The sequence below is a fragment of the Temperatibacter marinus genome (assembly GCF_031598375.1).
Lineage (GTDB): Bacteria > Pseudomonadota > Alphaproteobacteria > Sphingomonadales > Kordiimonadaceae > Temperatibacter > Temperatibacter marinus.
Window position 1 is genome coordinate 1,626,223 of the sequence record NZ_CP123872.1, and the last position, 23,778, is coordinate 1,650,000.

13 protein-coding genes are annotated in these 23,778 nt (G+C 44.7%); 10 read left to right on the plus strand and 3 right to left on the minus strand.

Annotation, left to right across the window (positions count from 1 at the left end):
* Positions 1-127: 127 nt before the first annotated feature.
* The 10 genes from ptsP to QGN29_RS07390 all read left to right on the plus strand — a co-directional run bounded on the left by ptsP (position 128) and on the right by QGN29_RS07390 (position 14,474).
* A complete protein-coding gene (gene ptsP, locus QGN29_RS07345; protein WP_310797204.1) occupies positions 128-2,392 on the plus strand; it encodes a phosphoenolpyruvate--protein phosphotransferase in 2,265 nt (754 codons plus the stop codon).
* Between the two features lie 242 nt (positions 2,393-2,634).
* Entirely contained in the window at positions 2,635-3,489 is an 855-nt protein-coding gene (locus QGN29_RS07350; RefSeq protein ID WP_310797205.1) for a helix-turn-helix domain-containing protein, read from the plus strand.
* A gap of 162 nt (positions 3,490-3,651) precedes the next feature.
* Positions 3,652-4,761, plus strand: a complete 1,110-nt coding sequence (gene ispG, locus QGN29_RS07355) for a flavodoxin-dependent (E)-4-hydroxy-3-methylbut-2-enyl-diphosphate synthase (protein WP_310797206.1) — start codon at positions 3,652-3,654, stop codon at positions 4,759-4,761.
* Between the two features lie 23 nt (positions 4,762-4,784).
* Positions 4,785-6,032 (plus strand): histidine--tRNA ligase, encoded by a 1,248-nt coding sequence (gene hisS / locus QGN29_RS07360; protein ID WP_310797207.1) that lies wholly within the window; start codon positions 4,785-4,787, stop codon positions 6,030-6,032.
* On the plus strand, positions 6,029-7,111 hold the full coding sequence (gene prfA, locus QGN29_RS07365) for a peptide chain release factor 1 (protein ID WP_310797208.1): 1,083 nt from the start codon (positions 6,029-6,031) through the stop codon (positions 7,109-7,111). The genes hisS and prfA overlap by 4 nt, the downstream gene beginning before the upstream one ends.
* Positions 7,111-7,974: a peptide chain release factor N(5)-glutamine methyltransferase gene (prmC, locus tag QGN29_RS07370; RefSeq protein ID WP_310797209.1), complete on the plus strand. Its 864-nt coding sequence runs from the start codon at positions 7,111-7,113 to the stop codon at positions 7,972-7,974. Before prfA ends, prmC begins: the two co-directional genes overlap by 1 nt.
* 173 nt (positions 7,975-8,147) lie before the next feature.
* Entirely contained in the window at positions 8,148-8,810 is a 663-nt protein-coding gene (locus QGN29_RS07375; RefSeq protein WP_310797210.1) for a DUF4167 domain-containing protein, read from the plus strand.
* 172 nt (positions 8,811-8,982) lie between these two features.
* A complete protein-coding gene (gene clpB, locus QGN29_RS07380; RefSeq protein WP_310797211.1) occupies positions 8,983-11,568 on the plus strand; it encodes an ATP-dependent chaperone ClpB in 2,586 nt (861 codons plus the stop codon).
* 111 nt (positions 11,569-11,679) lie between these two features.
* A complete protein-coding gene (locus QGN29_RS07385; RefSeq protein ID WP_310797212.1) occupies positions 11,680-12,708 on the plus strand; it encodes a hypothetical protein in 1,029 nt (342 codons plus the stop codon).
* A gap of 53 nt (positions 12,709-12,761) precedes the next feature.
* Positions 12,762-14,474 (plus strand): tetratricopeptide repeat protein, encoded by a 1,713-nt coding sequence (locus tag QGN29_RS07390; RefSeq protein ID WP_310797213.1) that lies wholly within the window; start codon positions 12,762-12,764, stop codon positions 14,472-14,474.
* Between the two features lie 133 nt (positions 14,475-14,607).
* Here the strand turns inward: QGN29_RS07390 and QGN29_RS07395 are convergent, their stop codons facing one another.
* The 3 genes from QGN29_RS07395 to QGN29_RS07405 all read right to left on the minus strand — a co-directional run bounded on the left by QGN29_RS07395 (position 14,608) and on the right by QGN29_RS07405 (position 23,539).
* Positions 14,608-17,592 (minus strand): TonB-dependent receptor domain-containing protein, encoded by a 2,985-nt coding sequence (locus tag QGN29_RS07395; protein ID WP_310797214.1) that lies wholly within the window; start codon positions 17,590-17,592, stop codon positions 14,608-14,610.
* Positions 17,593-18,369: 777 nt separating this feature from the next.
* The gene (locus QGN29_RS07400) at positions 18,370-20,259 is read right to left on the minus strand and encodes an alpha/beta hydrolase family protein (RefSeq protein ID WP_310797215.1); all 1,890 of its coding nucleotides are present in this window, start codon (positions 20,257-20,259) and stop codon (positions 18,370-18,372) included.
* 88 nt (positions 20,260-20,347) lie between these two features.
* Complete coding sequence (locus QGN29_RS07405) at positions 20,348-23,539, minus strand: TonB-dependent receptor domain-containing protein (protein WP_310797216.1); 3,192 nt, start codon at positions 23,537-23,539, stop codon at positions 20,348-20,350.
* Positions 23,540-23,778: the final 239 nt, after the last annotated feature.

Consider the following 23,778-nt stretch of genomic DNA (forward strand, 5'->3'; position numbering starts at 1 on the left):
CGTTGAAGGCATTTATTCCTTATTAAGGGAGGAATGATATATTTCTTTAATATAGCGAAAATATAAATAGATGATTGTTAGAGACAGCGACTTTGCTCTATAAGAGGGCAGCAATAGGGATAATCTTGTGAGTCAATTTATCAGTAAACCTAGAATTTTACTGCGCCGTCTGCATGGCATAATGGCAGGTGGCGGCTCAGCTGATACGCGCCTGAAAATGCTCGTAAAGGTTATTGCCCAGAATATGGTCGCTGAGGTTTGCTCCCTTTATTTGGTGCGTGCAGGCTCTGTCCTCGAATTATTTGCCACAGAAGGTTTGAAAGAAGAAGCGGTCCATGTGACACGGTTGAATATCGGCCAGGGTCTTGTTGGTCATGTTGCTGAACGCGGTATGCCTCTGAACCTCTCAGACGCGCCGTCTCATCCAAGGTTTGCTTATCGGCCGGAGACGGGAGAGGATTTGTTTCACAGCTTCCTTGGTGTGCCGGTTATTCACAAGGGCGCGGTTCGCGGGGTTTTGACAATTCAGAACGTTGCGACGCGACGCTACCTTCAAGAAGAAATAGAAGTTTTACAAACTATCTCTATGGTAATAGCAGAGCTTGTCAGTTCAGAGGCGTTGATTTCTGCCGATGAGTTAGCAGAAGATTCGGCTGAACTAGGAACGAATGTTACCATGGGTGGCATGCGCTTGGTTGACGGGGTCGCTGCAGGGGTTGCCGTCTTTCATAATCCTAAGGTTGAGATTACATCTACGGTTGCTTTTAGTGCGGCTGAAGAACATCAGAAATTAGAAAAGGCGCTGGCAACGCTCCGCCTGCAATTAAGTGACATGATGGACCGAACAGAGTCTCTGGTCGCAGAAACACGAGATGTACTTGAGGCTTTCTCGATGTTTGCTCATGATCGGGGCTGGCACAATAAATTGAAAGAAGCTGTTGAATCAGGGTTGACGGCTGAAGCAGCTGTTGTTCGTGTGCATCAGCAGAATCAAGAAAGAATGAAGGGCATTCGTGATCCCTATATCAAGGAGCGCTTACAAGATTTGGAAGACCTAAGCAATCGCTTGATCAGAATTATTCAAGGGGTTGAAGACGATATTCATGAGACCCTTTCTGAAGATTCTATTTTGATAGCTCGGACGTTAAGTGCGACTGATTTGCTAGATTATGATGTCCAATATCTAAAAGGCATCTTACTTGAAGAGGGCTCACCCACGTCGCATACGACAATTATTGCTCGAGCTATGGATATCCCTGTCTTGGGGCGCATCCGAAACCTTGAGGATCATGTTCAACCCAGGGATGTGGTCGTTTTAGATAGTCAGTCTTCTCACGCTTATGTGCGACCAACAGAAGATATTTTTGAGAGTTATCAGCAGGCCATTATTACACATGACCGTCAAGTTGCTGAGTATGCTTCTGAAAAAGATTTGCCTGTTGTTACGAAAGATGGACAGGATATTGCCTTGTTAATGAATGCGGGGCTGTTAGTAGATTTGCCCACATTGCATAAAATGGGTGCTCAGGGCATTGGCCTGTATCGTACTGAGTTTCATTTTATGGTCAAAGACGAATTGCCGCGCGTGACGGAGCAAACATCAATTTATAAGCAAGTTCTGGCTGAAGCAGCTGGCAAACCGGTGGTCTTTAGAACCCTAGACGTAGGCGGTGATAAAGAAGTCCCTTTCTTGCCAAAAGTAAAAGAAGAAAATCCTGCGATGGGATGGCGTGCAATCAGGATTGCCCTAGACAGGCCTGCACTCCTTCGCTATCAACTTCGGGCTTTATTAACGGCGTCAGCCGGACATCCTCTGAATGTAATGTTTCCTATGATTGCTGAAATTGTCGAGCTTAGACGGTGCAAATCTATTCTGAGGAAAGAAATAGATCGTCTTGAGAAACTGGGGAAGGAAGGACCAACAGTGGTAAATGTTGGTTGTATGCTTGAGGTGCCGTCTTTAGCTTGGCAGATGGACTTGCTTGTGCAAGAAGTTGACTTTGTTTCGATTGGATCAAATGATCTGATGCAATTCTTCTTTGCTTGTGATCGAGGCAACCCACAACTTGCAAATCGATATGACTTATTGGCCCCCCCTGTGTTGAACTTTCTCAAGTCGGTTGTTGAGAAATGTCATAGCGCTAATGTCCCCGTGACTCTTTGCGGTGAAATGGGCGGGCGTCCCATTGAAGCGATGGCGCTTGTTGCGCTCGGCATGCGTCGATTGTCTGTGTCACCGAACGCTGTTGGACCTGTGCGAAGGATGCTGCGGACTGTAGACCTAAAGCATTTGGAAAAATATGTTGCTGATTTGATGGATACAGGACTTCACTCGATTCGCGATTCGCTGATAAATTATGCAAAAGATCATGATATTTCCCTCACAAAATAGATAAAATTTTAATAAAACCTAAGTATAATCAGGGTTTAGACGCCTTTTTTGAATAAAATTAGGGGGTCAATCTTAAAAAAAGCTGAAAATTTAGCCTCGAGTCGCATTTTTCATTGACTATTTTTATTAAATATTTCTTCATGTCTGGATTATAGCTATTTTCGTGGACTACACTGTTTGGCGAACTTACATGAAAATGATCATGTATAGAACACATCCATGAAGAAAATTTGGTGAGATAAATGACCCTTGAAAGTGCTCATATTGGATCTATTCTGAAAGACTTGCGTCAAAAGCGCGGCCTTGAGGTGTCTGATATTGCGCACTTAACCTGTGTCTCTCGTGGCTATCTTGCCGCTATAGAAGATGCTAATTTTGACGCTTTACCGGCGCCGGCTTTTACCACAGGTTTTATCAAGGCCTATGCCAAAGCTGTTGATTATGATAGCGCTCAGGCCGTCTCTCTCTATCGAGAAGAAATTTGTACAGCCAAAACTCAAGAAGATCATCTTTGCCAAGGCCATATGAATTCGGCTCCGAAACAAAAGCTTTCTTCAAGGATGTACCTTGCAGCGTCAGTGCTTGGCGTGATTATCGCAGGGGGCTTGATGGTACAGAACTTTAATGCGGTTCAGGATGCGTCGCCCTTTTCTGTTGCTCAGTATACAACACTTGAACAAGAGACCTCTCTTCCCGCAGAGAAAGATAAGCCTGTCAAGGCGGACACGTCTTCTCAGACGAGAGAAAAAGCGAACCCTTTAAATGCTTCTATGAGTGAGCCGTCTAAGCCGGCCCTGTTCCCTGCAGCACAAGCTTCAGAAAAGCCAAAAGAGATTGTCACTCAGTCAACCATTATGTTGCTTGCGATTGAAGATGGCTGGATCAATCTGAAGGATGATTTAGGAAACACTATCTTTGAAGGCATTATGGTTGAAGGCCAGATGAGAAAGCTAGATCTCGCTTCCTCTGTGATTACCACAGGGAATGCAGGTGGTTTTAAACTGATGCGCGGTTCAGAAGATCTTGGAATTTTAGGTGCGAGAGGGAAGGTTACAAGTGCCCTGCATTTATCAGAAATTGTGGATCAAGCTCTCTAGAGGCTGAAATTGTAAAAAAAACGTCTTCGAGCTGCTTTTTGGCAGCTTTTTCCTTGCCATTTTGGCTGACATTCTCCATTTAAAGCATAAGAGTATCGATAAAAGTCCGACACCCTAATTCTAGGAGGGTATTTTGATCGACTTTATTAAAGGTATAGCTGAATGAGCATTCGTCCATGGAGAGATATTAGCCGTCGTAAATCCCGCCAGATTATGGTTGGGAATGTGCCAGTGGGTGGAGACGCGCCCATCAGTGTTCAGACCATGACAAATACGCTGACTTCAGACGCAGGTGCGACAATCGATCAAATACGCCGAGCAGAGGATGCGGGTGTTGATATCGTGCGTGTCTCATGCCCTGATACTGAGAGCACAGCCGCCATGCCTGAAATTGTACGAGCAGCTAATGTTCCTATTGTTGCGGATATTCATTTTCATTATAAACGGGCTCTAGAAGCGGCAGATGCCGGGGCAGCATGCTTGCGCATTAACCCTGGAAATATAGGATCAGAAGAGCGTGTACGTGAAGTGATTAGAGCAGCGAAAGCCAATGGATGCTCTATGCGTATTGGGGTGAATGCTGGCTCACTTGAAAAACATCTGTTGGATAAATACGGTGAACCTTGTCCAGATGCCTTAGTCGAAAGTGCCCTTGAACATGCGCGTATACTTGAAGACAATGATTTTCATGATTTTAAGATCAGTGTGAAGGCTTCAGATGTCTTTCTTGCCGTGGCTGCGTATCAGGGCCTTGCAGACTCAACAGATTATCCTCTTCATCTTGGGATTACTGAAGCAGGTGGATTGCGCGGTGGTACAGTTAAATCCTCAATTGGAATGGGGTCACTCCTCTGGGCAGGAATTGGTGATACCATTCGTGTGTCTCTCTCTGCAGAACCAGAAGAAGAGGTGAAAGTAGGTTATGAAATGCTGAAATCACTTGGCCTTAGGCACCGGGGTGTTCAGATCATCAGTTGCCCAAGTTGCGCACGTCAGGCCTTTCCTGTGATTAAAACCGTTGAACTCTTAGAACAAAGATTACAGCATATTCATACTCCAATGTCTCTCTCGATCATTGGCTGTGTAGTGAATGGCCCAGGCGAAGCCCGTGAGACTGATATCGGGGTGACCGGCGGTGGAAACGGCAATCATATGGTCTACCTCTCAGGAGTGACTGATCATAAAATCAAAGATGATAATTTTGTTGATCATGTTGTTGGTCTTGTTGAAGCCAAAGCAGCTGAAATTGAAGCTGCTTCAAATCAGTCTTAGCTAGTCTTATAAAGGAAATTGTTGTGTCCAAGCTGCAACCAGCGCGGGGAACGCGTGATATCTATGGAGAAGATGCCCGACGCTTTCAAAAAGTGATTGATACCTTTACGGCTGTCGGAACTTCCTATGGATTTGAATCGATCTCTACGCCGATATTCGAATTCACAGAAGTTTTTAAGCGCCCGCTAGGTGAGACGAGTGATGTCGTTTCAAAGGAAATGTATACTTTTGAAGATCGGGGCGGCGAAGAGGTGACTCTTCGTCCAGAGTTAACGGCTTCGATCTGTCGTTCATTCATATCCAATGGAATGATGCAAAATTTACCATGTCGATTTATGTCATGGGGGCCTGCGTTTCGGTATGAGCGGCCGCAGAAGGGTCGGTATCGTCAATTCCATCAAATTGATGCTGAGCTTATCGGGCCAGCAGAGCCTGAAGCTGATGTTGATGTTATTGCTATGGCCTATAGAATTTTGGTCACCCTGGGTTTTGCTGATCGTGTGAAACTAAACCTCAATACTTTAGGGGATAGCGAAAGCAGGGAAGCATACCGGCAAGAACTTGTGACCTATTTCACAGCATATAAGGATCAACTTTCAGAAGATAGTCAACGCCGTTTAGAGACCAATCCTCTTCGTATTTTAGATAGCAAGGATGAAGCAGATCAAAAGTTGGTTGTCGACGCCCCTAGATTCTCAGACAGTTTGAATGAGGCTTCTGTTGATTTCTTTAACCGTGTGCAGGCAGGCCTGACTGCTGCTGGGGTTCCTTTTGATGTGAACGAACGGCTCGTAAGAGGGCTGGACTATTATTGTCATACTGCCTTTGAGTTTATAACAGAAAGCCTTGGTGCGCAGGGAACAGTTCTTGCCGGAGGACGCTATGATGGCCTTATCGCTCAACTTGGAGGGCAGCCGACGGCTGGGATAGGCTGGGCAGGAGGGATTGAACGCCTTGCTATGATGCTTGATGAGACACCACATGCACCGCGTCCTGTTGTGATGGTTCCGATGGGAGAGGCAGCAACTGTCAAAGCTATTTCAGTTGCAGAAAAATTGCGGGATGCTGGATTCACTGTCACAAGTGATCGGAGTGGAAATATGAAAAAACGTATGAATAGAGCTAACAAGGCTCATGCGTCTTTTGGAATAATCATTGGTGATAATGAACTTGAAAACCATGTAGCTATGGTGAAAAATCTTGATGAGGGTACACAAGAGGAAGTTGCCTTTGATCAGATCGCAGATTTTATTAAAAGGGCAAACTCATGATTAGTGAAGAACGCATCATCCAACTGCTAGATCGCTACGATTATCTAGCGCATGCCTTGGGCACCCCGGATGAATTTTCAAATGAAGAATTTGTGAAACTCTCGAAAGAATATTCTGATTTAGGCCCCGTGGTCGACATCGCTAATGAAGTTCAATCCAATAAGCAGGAAGTCTTAGACCTTCAGGAAATGATTGAGAGCGGCGATGATGCTGAAATGGCCGAACTCGCATCGCTTGAATTGGAAGACTTAAAAGATAAGCTACCAGATCTTGAAAAGCGATTGTCCATTGAACTTCTTCCTAAAGATGCTGCCGACGAGCGTTCTGCTATTATCGAAGTTCGGGCTGGAACTGGTGGGGATGAGGCAGCACTCTTTGCTGGGGATTTACTTCGGATGTATGAGAAATATGCTTCTTCGCAGGGGTGGAAGTTCGAAATTATGGAAGCCAGTGCAGCAGATGTTGGTGGCTTCAAAGAAGTTTCCGCTTCAGTCTCGGGAAAAGGCGTTTTTGCTAAACTGAAATTTGAAAGCGGTGTTCACCGTGTTCAACGGGTGCCTGAAACCGAATCTGGAGGGCGTATTCATACGTCTGCTGCAACAGTCGCGGTGATGCCAGAAGCAGAAGATGTGGATATCGATATTCGTCAAGAAGATATACGAATTGATACAATGCGGGCTTCTGGCGCTGGGGGGCAGCACGTAAACACCACTGACTCTGCCGTGCGTATCACGCACCTTCCTACAGGAATTGTGGTGACCTCTTCTGAAAAGTCACAGCACCAAAACCGCGATAGAGCGATGAAAGTGTTGCGGGCCCGCCTCTATGAAGCAGAACGTGAGCGCATCGTGAACGAGAGGGCCGAAGACCGGAAATCACAAGTGGGATCTGGAGATAGATCTGAACGCATTCGGACTTATAATTTCCCGCAGGGGCGTGTCACAGATCATAGAATAAATCTCACCCTTCATAAGTTGGATCAAATACTTGCAGGTGAGGGCTTGATAGAGATGATTGGGGCACTGATTACCGAAGATCAAGCCTTGAAATTGTCACAGATGGAATCCGGTGGCCTTTAATGCCAAGTGTTAGAGGGCTTCTATCTTCTGGGGTGCAGACTCTAGAAAATTCTGGCAGTCATACAGCTCAGTTGGATGCAGAATATTTGCTGGCTCATGTCCTGGATCTTAAAAAGAGAGCATCGCTCTATCTATATGAGGAAGCTCTGACTGAAAAAGAGACTGCACTCTTTCAGCAGTTGATTGATCGGCGCGTCACCCATGAGCCTGTTGCCTATATTATCGGGACAGCTGAATTTTGGTCGTTAACCTTTCATGTAAATGAAGATACTCTAATTCCTCGTGCTGATAGTGAAACTGTTGTGGATCACGTTCTATCTGAATTGAAAAAAGATACAGCCCCGCGTATTCTTGATCTTGGAACGGGCAGCGGATGTTTATTGCTCTCGATTCTTTCTGAAATTCCGATGGCTTATGGAGTTGGTCTTGATATCCATAGGGGAGCGTTAGAATTTGCCAGGAAAAATGCAGTTCTGCTCCAATTGGAGCAACGGACATTTTTTCAAGAGAGTGATTGGTTCAATGCGCTTGATGAAACTATAGAAGCCTTTGATTGTATAATCTCTAACCCCCCTTATATCCCTAGTCAGGATTGCATGCAGTTGATGCCTGACGTAAAAGACTTTGAACCTCTCAGGGCCTTAGACGGGGGCAAAGACGGACTTCGCGATTACCGAGTTGTCATAGATAAAGCGCCAAGTTGGCTCAAGTATGGTGGTATATTGGTATTTGAATGTGGAATTGGTCAGGCTGAAGAGATACAGCGTTTGATGACATCTGCTGGGTATGTAGATGTCAGATGTGTGAAGGATTTACCTGGTGTAGACCGTGTTATCAGCGGAAAATATTTCAACAATTCATAATATTTTATTTTTTACTTGGATTCACAGAAGTCAGAGGCTAATGTGAGTTATCCATTAAAAAGATCACCTAAGGGTGAAAAGATCTAAGATACAATTTAATTACGATGCGGGTATGAACTGCAACACTGTCTTAGAATGGACTTTTATCATAAAATTACTGTTGGTATTCACATATGAAACAGAACCAAGGTGGGCGCAACAAAGGGCGTTCAAGATCAACAGGTCGTAATAACAGACCTGTTAATAAATCTAAAAATCACTCAGCAGGAAATCGCCGTGACAACAAAGTCAAAGGTAATCCTAAGCAATTGCTGGAAAAGTATAAAACTCAGGCTCGCGAAGCTGCTCAAACTGGTGACCGCGTGCAGGAAGAATATTACTATCAGTTTGCAGAGCATTATCAGCGCGTGATCAATGAGCATTTCCCTAATCAACGTCAGAATAATCGACAGGAAGAAAATCCTGAAGCGGATGAGGATGTGTCTGGCGAAACTCAGAATTCTGAACAGTCTGATGATCAATCAGATCGTCAAGAGTCGCGTAATCCACGCTCTAAGGGACGGGGACGCGGACAGCAAAGGGGGCGGCGCAAACCTTCAGAAGACACAACGAAAGAGACTGTTGACCCTGCAGAGCAAAGTCAACCTTCTCTAGAATATCCTGAAGAAATGTTGTCAGACATTCCTCAGGCTCAGAGAGTTGATGATACAGCTGAGCTGGTTGGCGAAGAAGTCAAAAAGCCTACGAGACGAGGACGCCCCAAAAAGAAAAGTCCTCCCGTAGAGGAAAATTTAACGCTCTCTCTTGATCAATCCGACGGAGATGAAGCAGCTTAAAGAAGAAAGCGATCAGGTAGTCTGGTCGCTTTTTTGTTTTATTCTCCCCTTGTAAGTTTCTCTGGAATGACCAAATAAGAGATATACAGAATGCCAAAATATGGGTTCTGTCCTATGACATAGTGGATCTATCGCTTCAAAGAAGGGTGGAACAGAATTAGGGGTAATATTGATGAACATGGAAAATTATACTGACCGCGCTCGTGGTTTTATTCAGGCTGCTCAAACGATTGCTATTCGCGAAGGGCACCAGAAATTCTTACCTGAGCATATCTTAAAAGCTTTGATGGATGATAAAGAAGGTTTTGCCTCCAATCTTGTAAAAAAGGCAGGTGGAGATGCCACTGCGTTATCAGGCTTGGTTACGAATGAATTAAATAAATTGCCTAAAGTCGAAGGGGGTGGGGCTGGTCAACTCTATATGGATAGTATGACGGCCAAGTTTTTCGCCAAAGCAGAGGAAGTTGCTGAAAAGGCGGGCGATAGTTTTGTGACAACGGAACGATTGTTGCTGGCGCTGATTTTAACACCGAAGTGTGATTCAGGAAAATTTATGATGCAATCAGGGGTACAGCCTGATGCTCTCAATCAAGCGATTAACGATTTACGTGGAGGCCGAACAGCACAAAGTGCGAGCAGCGAAGATACATATGATGCCTTAAATAAATATGCTCAAAATCTGACAGAGCGAGCTGAAGCAGGCAAGCTAGATCCAGTGATCGGGCGAGATGAAGAAATTCGCCGCACTGTACAAGTTTTATCACGCCGTACTAAGAATAATCCTGTTTTGATTGGTGAGCCTGGTGTGGGGAAAACAGCTATAGCTGAAGGCCTTGCGCTGCGGATTGCGAATGGAGATGTGCCAGACAGCTTACGGGACCGTCGCATCATGGCACTCGATATGGGGCAGCTTATTGCCGGAGCAAAGTTTCGCGGCGAATTCGAGGAAAGACTAAAGGCTGTCCTGAATGAAGTTTCACATGCGGACGGAGATGTGATTTTATTCATTGATGAGATGCATACTTTGGTTGGCGCAGGAAAGTCGGATGGCGCTATGGATGCCTCTAATTTGCTTAAACCTGCGTTAGCGCGAGGCGAATTGCATTGTATCGGGGCTACCACTTTGGACGAATATCGAAAATATGTTGAAAAGGACGCAGCATTAGAACGCCGTTTTCAACCTGTTCAGATCGACGAACCAAATGTGGAAGATACAATTTCCATTCTTCGTGGATTAAAAGAAAAATACGAATTACACCACGGTGTGCGAATTACCGACGGTGCTCTTGTTTCTTCCGCAATGCTTTCAAATCGCTATATTACGGATCGATTTTTGCCAGACAAGGCGATCGACCTGATGGACGAAGCGGCCTCGCGCCTCCGAATGGAAACAGAAAGTAAACCAGAAGCCATTGACGAGTTAGACAGGAAAATCGTTCAATTGAAAATAGAGCGAGAAGCCTTGAAAAAAGAAACAGATGACGGCTCAAGAGACCGGCTCGAGGAATTACAAAGTGAGTTGTCTACTCTTGAAAGCGAGTCATCTGAACTGACGGGACGCTGGCAAGCTGAGAAAGATAAAATTCTCGGTGAGAAAGACTTGAAAGCAGAACTTGAGGCAGCGCGAATTACCCTAGAACAAGCCCAGCGTTCTGGCGACTATGCCAAAGCGGGTGAGCTACAACACGGGGTCATTCCAATCCTGGAAGAGAAAATTTCGCAGGCCAGTGATACAACTGTTCAATCCATGCTTCGTGAAGAAGTGACAAGTGATGATATAGCTGCTGTTGTATCTAGGTGGACGGGTGTGCCTGTGGACAGGATGCTTGAAGGAGAACGAGATAAGCTTCTTCGTATGGAACAGTCCTTAGCGGGGCGTGTGATCGGTCAACAAGAGGCTGTCGAAGCGGTTTCAAAAAGTGTTCGCCGCTCTCGAGCCGGCCTTCAAGACCCCAATCGTCCGCTGGGGAGTTTCCTCTTTCTTGGGCCCACAGGCGTTGGAAAAACAGAATTAACTAAGGCCCTTGCGACTTTTCTGTTCGACGACGATACAGCAATGCTAAGGCTTGATATGTCTGAGTATATGGAGAAGCATTCTGTTGCGAGATTGATAGGAGCACCGCCAGGCTATGTGGGGTATGATGAAGGCGGTGTTCTAACAGAATCCATTCGCAGAAAGCCCTATCAAGTCATTCTTTTTGATGAAGTCGAAAAGGCGCATGGGGATGTCTTTAATATTCTGCTTCAGGTTCTAGACGATGGCCGATTAACAGATGGACAAGGGCGCACAGTAGATTTTACGAATAGCTTGATTATTTTAACGTCAAATCTGGGATCTCAGCGTATTGCAGCTTTGCCTGATGGTGCTGAAGTTGAAGGGGTGCGAGATGACGTTATGGAAGTGGTGCGGGCTCATTTTAGACCCGAGTTTCTTAATCGGTTAGATGAGACGATCCTTTTTCACCGGCTCGACAAAAGTCATATGAGCGGCATTGTAGAGATACAGTTGCAGATTTTGAATGCTCGATTAAAGGACAGGAAAATATCTATGAATTTGGATGAGCCATCTAAAATATGGCTTGCAGAAAATGGATATGACCCGGTCTACGGTGCGCGCCCATTGAAGCGAGCCATTCAGCGCTATGTGCAAGACCCCTTGGCTGAAATGATTCTAAAGGGAGAGGCGAAGAGCGGAGATCATATAGAGATCTCTGTCTCTAAAGATGCACTATCTTTTAGGGTGAATGTCCTAGATTAAGGTAAAAAAACTGTATGAGCGCCTAATTTTGGGAAAATTGCACTTATGTATTATTGACACCCCTGCCACATATCCTTTCTTATACGGAAGATTGGCGGGGAGTGTGTTTTAATGAAGCACGAGTTAACAATAAAATTCTTTGAAATGTGGTCTGGTAAGAGAGGAGATCTAGGGTTTCCTCAGCTTGATGAGTTCACAGAAGATGATCTTGCATTGTATGACGGGCAAGATTGCCTTCTTGTTTTAAGAGATGAAGGTCTTTACTACGAGCGCGTTGCCCCGAAAGTGCAAGATGTCTTAGAGACTGATATTTCAGAGATTGAGATCTTTGATGTTTTTCCCGCAGCGGTTCAAAATATTCAACGCGACATGCTTCGATTTGCCTTTCAAGAGCAAATCGGGGTGCACCGTATTTCTCGCGTCTGGTATGGCCATCGTCATAAGGATGTGGAATGGATCTTTTTACCAATCCTCGATAAGGAGGAATTAAAATATCTTGGCCTTTCAGTTGCTTTTACGGCCTATCATGAACGAGATATAGCGGTTGTCGATCATCAATCTTTAGAACGTATTATTTTTCAAAATTATTTATCCCTTGGGAAACGAGTCTCTCTCAAGGCTCTTTCCGCAGAGGCTCGATCCTACCTGGCTACTATGAGAACGACTGTCTGTATTGATAACCAAGAACAGGTGGTTAGAAATGAAGTCGCCCTTGGGAAAGCTGCAGAAATTGCGGCTCAAGCCTCTCGGCCGAATGTTGTGATAGTTGGATCCATGTATGATGTGCTCCCTTTTATCGGTCGATTGGGGCGGCGGTATAATTTAAAAGTTGTTGAATCAGCCCTGGAGGCTGCTGAAATCATAGCACTCGACAGTATTGATGTGCTGTTGATCAGCGAATTGATTCCAGATGGCAGCTCTGGGCTTGATCTCTTATCTAAAGCACAAGAGGAGAAGCCTAACAGCGGCTACGTTATGATTTTGGAGAACCGTGAGGGAGCCTTGGATCAGGTCCTTACAATCGAAGGGCACGAAGTACATTGTTTAGTAAAGCCTTTGGGGGAATTTGCTCTACGAAAAGCAATCGACGACTCTTATAAGAAAATGAATATCATAGAGCGTAGGAAATTACTGGGCTAATACACTATTTCCTTATATGGTTTTGAAAAAACAATCATATAAAGAAAGCGGTCATGGATACTATTGAGACAAGAGTACAACAAGCCTATCAATCCTTGCAGGCAGGTCGGTTTTCAGAAGCTGAGCAAAGGGCCAGATCTGCCCTTTCTCAAGCGCCGCGTGATGTGAATGCTTTGCATCTCTGTGCTCTAGCTTGTCAGGCAACAGGCAAAGCTCAGGAAGCAATTGACCTCTTTGAACAGACATTGGACGTTCAGTTTACTCAATTGCAAGTGGTCCAAAATTACCTGAATTATTTAATGCAGTTAGGCCTTTATGGGCAAATTCAATCGCTTATGAAGCGTGCTGTGGCCGTTTGGAGTAATAATTATCAATTCCATGTGTATCACGGCATCAGTTTGAAGGAGCTGAAACGGTTTGAAGAATCTGTTGAGGCTTATGATCAAGCACTTAAGATAAAGCCCAACGATAAAGTTGCTCTGCATAATAAAGGAGTATCGCTAAGGCTACATCAAAAACCTAAAGAAGCCCTTGCTTGTTATCAAAAAATACCAGGGGGCGATAAAATTGCAGAACTGCGACTGAACAGAGGCTGTGCTCTGATGGACCTACAAGACTATGAGAAGGCAGAGTGTGAATTTGATGCCGCTCTAGCCCTTAATCCTGCTTTGACCGATGCCCATGAAAACCTCAATAAACTATATTGGGAATATGAAAAAACTGACAAAGTCATGTCTACCTATACTTTGGGGCTACAAAAAGCAGACAGTGAAACTATGCGGCTATCGTATATTTCACAATTGCTCAACATTGGTCAGGATGATAAAGCAGAAGAGTCGATAAAGAAGGCGATATCTAAATTTGGGGAGGTGCCTGGCCTCAATCATATACATGGACGGTTGTTTGCAAAGAAGGGCGATCATGAGGCTGCTGTTCGCTTGACAGAGAAGGCGTTAGACCAAATTCCAAATGTCCCTAGATATCGACTGGACATGGCGAGCAACCTAATTTGTCTGGGGCGCTATGAAGAAGCTCTTACTCATTTGGATTATGCAGAGCAAATGACGCCAGATGATCAGGAATTATGGGCCTATAAAGGGACGTGTTGGCGCCTGTTAGGGGATGCTAAGCATAAATGGCTCAATGATTATGACCAACTGGTACGAGGGGTTCAGCTACCTGTTCCGGAAGGCTATGAGACCTTAGAGCATTTCATGAAAACAATGTCCGAACAGATCAAGCTTTTCCATGAAACTAAGACACATCCTCTTGACCAGAGTCTTCGGAATGGGACTCAGTCGTCTTTTTTCCTTCTGGGGCATGAGAGTAAAATCATACAAGACTTTAGAAGATCACTGAGTGAAGCGGTTAGCACCTATTTAGCGTCAATGCCGAGAGATGCAACACATCCTTTCCTACGGCGGATATCTGAAGCAACGAATTTCACATTTTCGGGCAGCTGGTCAGTGAGACTAAAAAGTGAAGGCTTTCATGTTAATCATATGCATCCCGAAGGGTGGCTTTCAGGGCCCAGTTATATTGATGTGCCTGAAGCAATCTATAAAGAGGATCCAAAGCGGGCAGGGTGGGTGAAGTTTGGAGAGACAGGCCTTAACCTGGACCCCAGTCTTGAAGTTGTCGAGAAGGCAGTTTGTCCAGAAGTTGGATTGGTTGTTTTCTTTCCTAGCTACATTTGGCACGGAACATATCCTTTTGAAAGCAATCAGTATCGTACTACAGCGCCTATGGATGTTATGCCAGCGTGATGTGATGCCAGCGTGATGTGATGCCAGCGTGATGTGATGCCAGCGTGATTCCTTTTTATTTATAAAGTCTTAAGCATAGAAAAAGGCGGGCCGCAGGGCCCGCCTTCTTAATGTTTCCATCTTCGCTTAAAGATTAGAATGTAATCTTAGCAGCGATGTTGAAACGACGACCAAGTGTGTCGTATGTAGATGGGTATGTGTTACCAGAGTTGAAGCCTGTTGCACCAATAAACGCACCAGTTAGTGGTGGGTGTTTGTCGAACAGGTTAGAGATTGTACCAGTAAGAGTTACATTCTCCATCGCATAGTAACGAAGTGTTAGATCAAAGATGTTGTAGTTAGGAGTCTCGTTAAAGTCCCACTCACCTCTGTAATCTTCAGGTGTACCAACAAACGCTGTGTCTGAGTCTCTGTTTTCATATTCAGCACCGCTGATGAAACGCCACAATAGAGAAGCTTGGAACTTGTCATATGTGAATGTGTTACGCCAGTTGAATGAGAATTCAGGCTGGATCGAAGCACAGTTACCAGAGTAAAGACCTACACACTCACGGTTTACAGAAACGCCTGTTACCGCTTGGAATGTAGAAGAGTTTGTCCAGTTACCAGAAAGGTTAGAAGACCACTCAACATCACCGAAGTTCTGACCGTATGCAACTGTGAAGTCAATACCGTCTGTAGCAATGTTACCGTTGTTCGATAGGAACAATGGAAGACCTTTAACGATGTTCTCATCACCAGATAGACCACCATCAATAGGAGAACGAGAGATCGCCTGACATGCTGGGTTAGATGTGCTTAGGTCGTTGAAACAAGCATCAAGCGCATCTTGTGGAGCTGGTGAGTTGATAGAACCATCAACAGTAATGTTGTAGTAATCAACTGTAACAGTCAGATCAGGAATTGATTCTGGACGTAAGATGAAACCAATTGTCCAAGAGTCAGATTCCTCTGGAAGAAGGTTCAAGTTACCACCACTTGTAGAGTTTGACTGACCAGCAGCAGGAGCCGGAATAAATCCGATTGCTGTAGCAGGAGCACCCTGTGCAAGACAAACGTCACGAAGAACGCCTGTTGGTGTACCGTTACCGTTTGGTAGACCATCATCACCCACAGATGAACAAGGATCTGTGTTCAATGTTGTAAGGCCTGTGATTACTGGGTTAAATAGCTCAGCAATGTTTGGTGCACGTACAGCACGAGAGAATGTCGCACGGAATGTGATGTCATCAACTGGAGCCCAAGAAAGACCTGTTTTCCATGTTGTTGTGTTAAAGCCATCAGCGCCGTCAGCGTCGATAGAGTAGTCAGAGTAACGAATACCAGCTTCAAGGCTCAACTCTTTCGCAAATTCAGCATCCTGAATAAGAGGAAGGTTGATCTCAGCGAGTGCTTCGTAAACTTCGTAGCCACCGTCACGGTTTGGAGCAGGAGCACCAGCACCACCAAGGTCACCAGACTGTGAAAGAAGGTCAGCTTCTTGTGAACCAGAGTAAGAACGGTATTCCGCGCCCACAGCAAAGTTCAAGCCATCTTCAGCCCAAGGTGTTGAGTAGTCTAGCTCACCAGTGATGTTACCAACAACCTGACCCATGTCAAATTTAGTAGTAATTGTAGACTCACCACCCTGAAGGTAGGCGTTCATGTCATCAGTGATAGAACCTGTGTAACCGAAGTAATCAGCAGGTACACAACCGTTTGATAGGTCATTGTAACAACCATTAGGGCCAGCAAGAAGTGCGTTACGGAAACGTGACTTCATCCAGTAGCCTTTTTGTGTCTGAATTTGGTCAGACTGGCCGTAAGAACCCATGATGTCCCAGCTGATTGTATCGCTGATGTCACCGCGGAAACCAAGTGAATAGTTGAAGTAAGAAGCCTGGTAATCAGAGATACGTGGGCCACCCTCAACGTTACGACGACGAAGCTGTGTATCAACTTCACGGTAGTTAGGATCTGTATTATCTACAGCAGCACCCGCAGCATCACACTCAGCTTGAGTGAATGTTGGTGTGTAAACACCTACTGTTGGATCTGTATCGAATGCACAGAACGCGTTACGCTGAGCATCAGATAGGAATGGGTGGTTTAGAGAGATAGTTACAGAATCACCGAATGAACCAGAAGGCGCAATGATTGTGTTTACATTGTTCTTAGAGAACATTGCTTGAGTATAAACTTCAACGTGATCATTGAGCTCATAGTTCGCAGCAGCATAAATGTTGTAACGCTCAAATGGTGTTTGGAATAGGTTAAACGGACCATAGTTAAATGGTGTAAACGCTGAACCAAATGTTGTTCCATCTTCTTGAACAGCACCAAGTGAAAGGTTAGCATTGTCTTCACCAGTTGGGTTAACGTTACCAAAACGTGTGTTGAATGGGCCAAGACCAGAACCACCAACAGCACCATTCCAGTAGAAGTTCACGTTTCTAGAGAAATCGCGTTGTCCCTGGTAGATTGCTTCTGAAGTTTGGTAGCCAATGCTCAATACAGCATTACCACGACCATCATCAAGGTCAGCACCAACAGTTACTTCAAAACGCTTTGTATCGCCGTCACCTTGCTCGGTAACACCGTAAGAAGCATTTGCTTCAAAGCCTGTGAAGTTTTTCTTTGTGATAAAGTTTACAACACCACCAAGAGCATCAGCACCGTATGTTGTAGACGCACCACCTGTAAGAACGTCAACGCGGCTTACAAGAGCGAGTGGAATGTTGTTCAAGTCAAAACGACCGTTTAGCTCAGAAGGTGACATACGACGACCATCAACCAAAACGATGTTACGGTTAGAACCAAGACCACGAAGGTTTACATATGAGAAACCACCGTTACCGTTGTTAACCTGTTGACCGATAGATGGTACCATGCCTGGAATTTCACGAAGAATTTCCTCAGCTGTAAGTGTACCTTGAAGTTCCATTTCATCTGAAGAGACGATCGCAACTGGAGCTGAACGAGTCAGGTTCGGGTTACGAATCAATGAACCAGTAACAATTACTTCTTCAATTGACTCTTCATCTTCATCGTCTTGTGCAATTGCAGCGTTTGACAATGAAGCAGCTAGAACTGCTGTGCTACCCATTAGGGCTACACGGCGCATAGATTTGATATCCATATTCTGCATTTCCTCTTTTATTATTGAACTTTCTCCCCTGAGAAAGCTTTCCCAATCGAGCTGCTAAAGTTGATAGTTACACACCCAACTATTAGCACGCACTTAAGGTCTAAACTGTTTTTGATAAACTGCCACAAAAAAACAGTCGAAACTTTAGCCACTCATACACAAAGCTAGGATGTGTGACTTCCGTGCCACAAAACTTTTGATATATTACAAATCATGCCGATTTTAGGATTAAAAATAACCTTATTGGCAGAGGTTATCCAACTTCAATGCCTTGGTTTCCTTAGGATTGATGGATATTCTTAGAATTTCAGTGAAGAGGAGTGCGAGTCTCGTTGATCCGGTCATAACCTTGTAAAATTGCGGTAAATTATTGAAATTACTGACCAATGGGTCAAATAATGATACTTCTATTATACTATAGTTTAGAGTTTTCTTGATCTGGGCGGAATTTTGGATCGATTCAGTCGGTGTGAGGTATCTATGTTTATAAAAAATACCGTTGATCTGATTTTATTTTCAGAGAGTCTTCCTGAGGCCTTTCCAGAGCGTCTTCTTCTGTCCCCTGTATAGGTGCTTATACAGGGGTATATATATAAAGAGTGAAATTTGGTATATTCTTAAGACGGCAGACCTCTTGAGGTGATCGCTTTATCTCAAAAATGGCGGCGTGAGGCGCGGGGAGTATACAGCCCCAAGGATTTAGAAATGAAAAACGGCAGCAAGAGTGTTCTTTTGCTGCCGTTTACTGTTAACTAATGTGTTGGATGCTTATTTGAAACACTCATTGTTGAACCAATTAATCAGCTCTTTATAGAGGATTTCTTTCTGTTCAAAATCAAATCCACCGTGGCGCATGCCAGGAACCTCAAGATATGTGTGAGGCACATTATGCTTCTTCAACTTAGCGACAAAGTCACGGCTGTGCTTGGTATTCACTTGACGATCATCTTCTCCGTGAAGGACCATCAGTGGAATATTCACATTTTTTGCAACATCAACTGGGTTAACACCCCTCACAGTTGGTCTTTGGAAAATTCGAAGGAACCGTTGCCGGTAAATTACGGCGAGCCATTGATCCAGATCTGCAACACTGGCACCAGCAAAAGAACATTTATAGATGTTGTTCTCACGCGTTGCTGCAACAAGGGCTGAATAGCCGCCAAATGACCAGCCATAAATGGCGAGGCGATCTTTATCGGCCCAGCCGCGGCGGACCATCTCTAGGGCTGCGTCATCAACATCGTCCTGCATGGTTAAGCCCCACTGAGCATCGCCGGCAAGCCAGTGATCAAGGCCAAAGCCTGGTGTCCCTCTGTATTGAGGACGGACAACCATGAAGCCTTCATTGGCAAGTAGAGCAGCCCATGGATCATAGCGGCCTTCATCTCTGACCCACGGCCCACCGTGGGGCATTACGATTGTTGGGTGAGGACCATCTCCTAGAGGCATTGTTACGTAGGCTCTGACTTTGCGACCATCACGGGCTTTGTAGCTAATGAATTTTACAGGTCCAAGCTTATCTTCTGTCTGCAGAGGATAAGTCCCGCCGATATACTGAAGATCTTTCTTGTCTTTTAGCATATAGAAAGTGCCTGGATCTTTAGCGCCAGTTGTTCTGATGATGATTGTATTATCGTCTTGCGACCGGTCAAGTGTGACAGTTCTCTTGGGGAAAAGAGCTTCAATTGACTTTCGGAATGCCGCCTCACCTTCGTCTATATAATAGCGTTTAAAATCTCCTGCATAATATGTGAACCCTTGCAGTGATCCTAAGGTCTCTAATTTCCCTGACGCGATAATACCGCGTGCATCGTATGACTTCGTGCCAAACATCCGTTCTGAATATTCAAGTGTTTCCAGATTAACAGCATAGATACCGGCAGTGTTATGACCTCTGTTTTCAATGGTATACATAATATTAGGATTATCACCATCAATCCCAGCTAGTTGGAATGTTTCACGGCTGTCAGGGGAGATGACTTTCAATTTTTTCCAATCAGTATTACCTTTAACACGCACTTTAAAGGTCTGGGTATCTGCTCCAAAGTTATATTCAATAGCACCGCGAACTTCACCGTCGTTATCTAGGATAATACCACTTGATGTAGCATCACTGCCCATAAAGACGCCAGATTTACGCTTGTTGTTGACATTAAACTTAACCACATCAGGGAACCGATTGCCGTCCATATCATAGTTTAGGAGAATATGATCAGGATCTTTGGGCAGGATAGATAAGAGGCCCGGAGAGCCTGTTTTTAGCATTTGTTCCCAGCGGCCTGTACCATCAGCATTCACAATGGCTGTTTGACTAACAAATACTTTCCGGCCCCCGCGCTTTTCTTGTTTGCGGAAATTGACCATGATTTTTTTATTATTCACCCAAGTGGCCTGCGTGATCTTTAAGGTTTCAGATCCTAGGGTTATTGGTTTTTTTGCAAGATTTTTTGCGTCTCTAATTTCGATAACATAAAAGCCATCTTTGGTGAGAGTACGGATGATTAGGATTTTTGCCCCATTGGGTGAAACTTGAACGTCTCTGATGACCGGCATCATTGAGAAGGCTTCAAGCGGTAGCTTTTCTGTGGCTGAGATTCTGTTTGCCATCGCTGGAACGGCGAGCGACACGGCAATCAGTAACACTAAGATATTTTTCATAATTCTCTTCCCCCGAGATTTATTTTTCACTTCCATTAAAAAAGGCTGGGATCGAAATCCCAGCCCCCTTATTAAATTTTACCAACTCTTAGAAGGTAACACCAGCACGAACGAAGAATGAACGTCCGTATAGGTCATAACCAACACCTAGTGGAATGTTGCTCAAGCTGAATACGCCAGCTGGATCAACAAGCGGTGGTGCTGTGTTAAAGATGTTACGAACACCGCCAGAGATTGAGTACTGACCATTAGACCAAGAAAGAGACACATTGTGAATGTCATAGTCTTCTGTGTACCAAATCGCACGACAAGAAACGCCTGGGAGATCCGCACAACCATTGTTTAGGTTGTCAAAGTCTCCTGGATCGTCCGCTTGACCACCACCGATGAAGAGTGTGCTCCATCTTAGGCTGAAGTCGTTGTAACGGAGAGCTAGATCAGCATTGAAACGCCACTCAGGTGTTGTCACTTCGCCGACGTTATCATCGCCGCCGTTGTTAGACACGTCAGTGATTTGCTCTTTCATCTGAGTCGCTCTTAGGTCAAAAGTAAGATCGATTGGCTTACCAGCAACTTCAAAGTCAGTACCGAAGAAGATGTTGTAGTCAATACCTTTAGCAGTTTCGCGACCAATGTTGATGAATGATGCATCAACAAGACCAAGTGTACCATCAGCATCACGTGGAATACGTGCACAGAATGGGCTGCTTCCAGTTGGCTCGTTCGGATTAGAGTAACACTGTGATACAAGATAAGCCGCAGTTGGCTCAGCAATCGCATCTGTCACTTCAATTTCAAACCAGTTTACAGAAAGTTTAAGGTCAAACTTGTCTGTGAAAGGCTGGTCAATAACGAAACCATAACTCTTCGATGTTGATTCTTCTTCACGTACATCAAGAGAACCACCAGAGTTGATCTCTGTAGAGAAGTTACCAGTACCAGTGCTGTCTAAACCAAAGGATGTTGGATCAACACCATTGGCACGACAGCTGTCTAGTGTGTACTGCTCGCGAGATTCACCGTCAGCATTATATGTTGCTGGCGCTGCTGGATCCAGTGGATCAGAATCTCTTGCTGCTTCTGGAACGAAACAAGGATCAAACACGTTACCAAAACCAGACTGACCGTTTAAGAAACGCTCACGAACGTTCGGTGCACGGTATGATGTGCTGTATGCACCACGGAACGTCATCCAATCTACAGGCTTGTAGATACCTTTTACCGCATAAATAGATGCTGCTTCATAGAAGCTTTCATCTGTATAACGCGCTGATAGGTCAAGACGAAGTTCTTCAGCAATCGGGCTGTCGTATACAAGAGGGAGTGATGTCTCTACGAAAATCTCTTTAAAGCTTCGTGAACCATCAGCACCTTCATCGTTAAAGTAACCCCAAAGAAGACCTTGAGCTGATACATCATTCGGATCAGAGGCAATTGTATCTTTACGATATTCAACACCAACAATGATCGGAACTTCAGCGTCATTCCATGGAAGACGGAAAAGGTCACCTGTTACAGAGGCACCAAACATTGTCTGTTTGATCACTGTAGAGATTGTCCGGTCCGAAATCAGGAAAGCTTCCTCTTCAGCAGTGAGAACACCGCCGCCGATCCCTAGGATACGATCAGAGAAAAGGTTTAGAGGCACACAACCATTAGAAGGATCACGACACACAACGTTTCCGTTGTCATCGAGAACAGCATCGAGGGATTGAACGAAGTTTGCATCATTCATACCGCGGCGAAGTTCGTCACCTTTTGAATAGCTGTAGCTACCATAGACTTCATAGTCCCAACCTGCACCGTAGTTCAATGTACCTGTCACGCCTGCAAGGAAGCGGAACTGATAAATATCAGCTTGAACATTGTCACGATCACCGCGGATATTCACGATAGGTAGGACATCCAAATCACCAAAGTTCACACCGTAAATTGACAAACAGTTCACACCGTCTGGGTTTACAGATTGGTTACATGGGTTGTATGGGCTTGATGCCGGCACATTTTCAAAGAGCTGAGCGCCAGGAGAGAATGTAGACGATTCACGCTTTGTATAGAATGATTCGAAGAAAACTTTAGTGTTACTATCTTCATCAATCACATACTCACCAGTCGCCATAATGTTAAAGCGTTTGGTTGGCGATACAAAATCACCGCTAGCGTAATAATCTGTCGCTTCCATAGCATAAAGTGGATCTTGTAGATCAATATCCATTACGCCGTCCCCGTCACCGTCAAAGTAGACGCGGTCGCCAGTAGCAAGATCTACAACGCCGTCACCGTTACTGTCGTATGGAACAGCACCAGGGACACCGAAGAATCCGCCACTCTGTGTTGTTTCTAACCAGTTTGGAATGCCAACGTTTGAGGCGCCAGGTTTGTAGTAAATACTACCGAGACCTAGGATCGACATACGGTTAGTCAGTGGGAAGATATCACAGCCATAGCGGTCTGTGCCTTCAGATGGGCGCGGACCACCAAGACCACCGTAAGCAGCGGGAAGGCGGTTGCCATTTTCATCTTCATAAAGGCGGAGTGTACAATCACTAGCAAATTCACTATCAGCGCGAGTCATGACTTTACGCTCATAGTATTCACCACCAACTGTGATATAACCGTTATCGAAAGTTTTACCCCACATAGCAGAGACAGTCATCTCTTCACCACCACCTGATTCAGGTGTGCGGTAACTACCTTGGATGTCAAAACCTTCAACATTCTTTTTAAGAATAATGTTTGCAACACCAGCAACAGCGTCAGAACCGTAAATTGTAGAAGCACCTTCAGTGATCTGCTCAATACGGTCTACCATAACACCAGGAATAAGTGAAAAGTCAGGTGCAGCTGGAGCACCACCGATACCGGCGGGAGCCAAACGACGACCATTCATCATGATCAGCGTCCGAGCAGAACCAAGACCACGGAAACCAATTTCTACAGAACCAGGACCGCCATCAAGAACGAAGCCAGTGAATGAGTTATCAATCTGTGAGCCCGTTGTTTGTGGAGACTGTTGTAGAATGTCACCTGTATTAAAGAGACCAAGCTCACGAGAAGTTTCACCGCTGATCACTTGAATTGGTGTTGTTGTTGAAAATGGATTTCTACGAAGTTTCGAACCGGTTACAACAACCTCTTCAATTCCGTCATCATCTTCATCATCATCGTCATCGTCCTGAGCATAAGCACCCCCAGCAAAAGCAGCGGATGTTACGGCAGCAATAGACATTGCAGCTGTACCCAGGCGTAAATATTTTTTGAGTTCGTCAAACCTTGACATATTTTTCCTCCCAGAATGTTAAGGTTCATAGGTAGGCATTAAACAATACCCAGTACTATGCAGTTAAACGTGCATACACTAAAGTTATGTATATATATTACTAAGGTTGGCAAGGTGTTAAAATTCTATTGCGAATCTCTGTTGCAAAAGTACAACATAATTGCACAGCGATAAGGGAATTAATTGACGGTATATTGTGGATTTATAGAAAATAATATTCTAAATTTCCAAAAAATGGA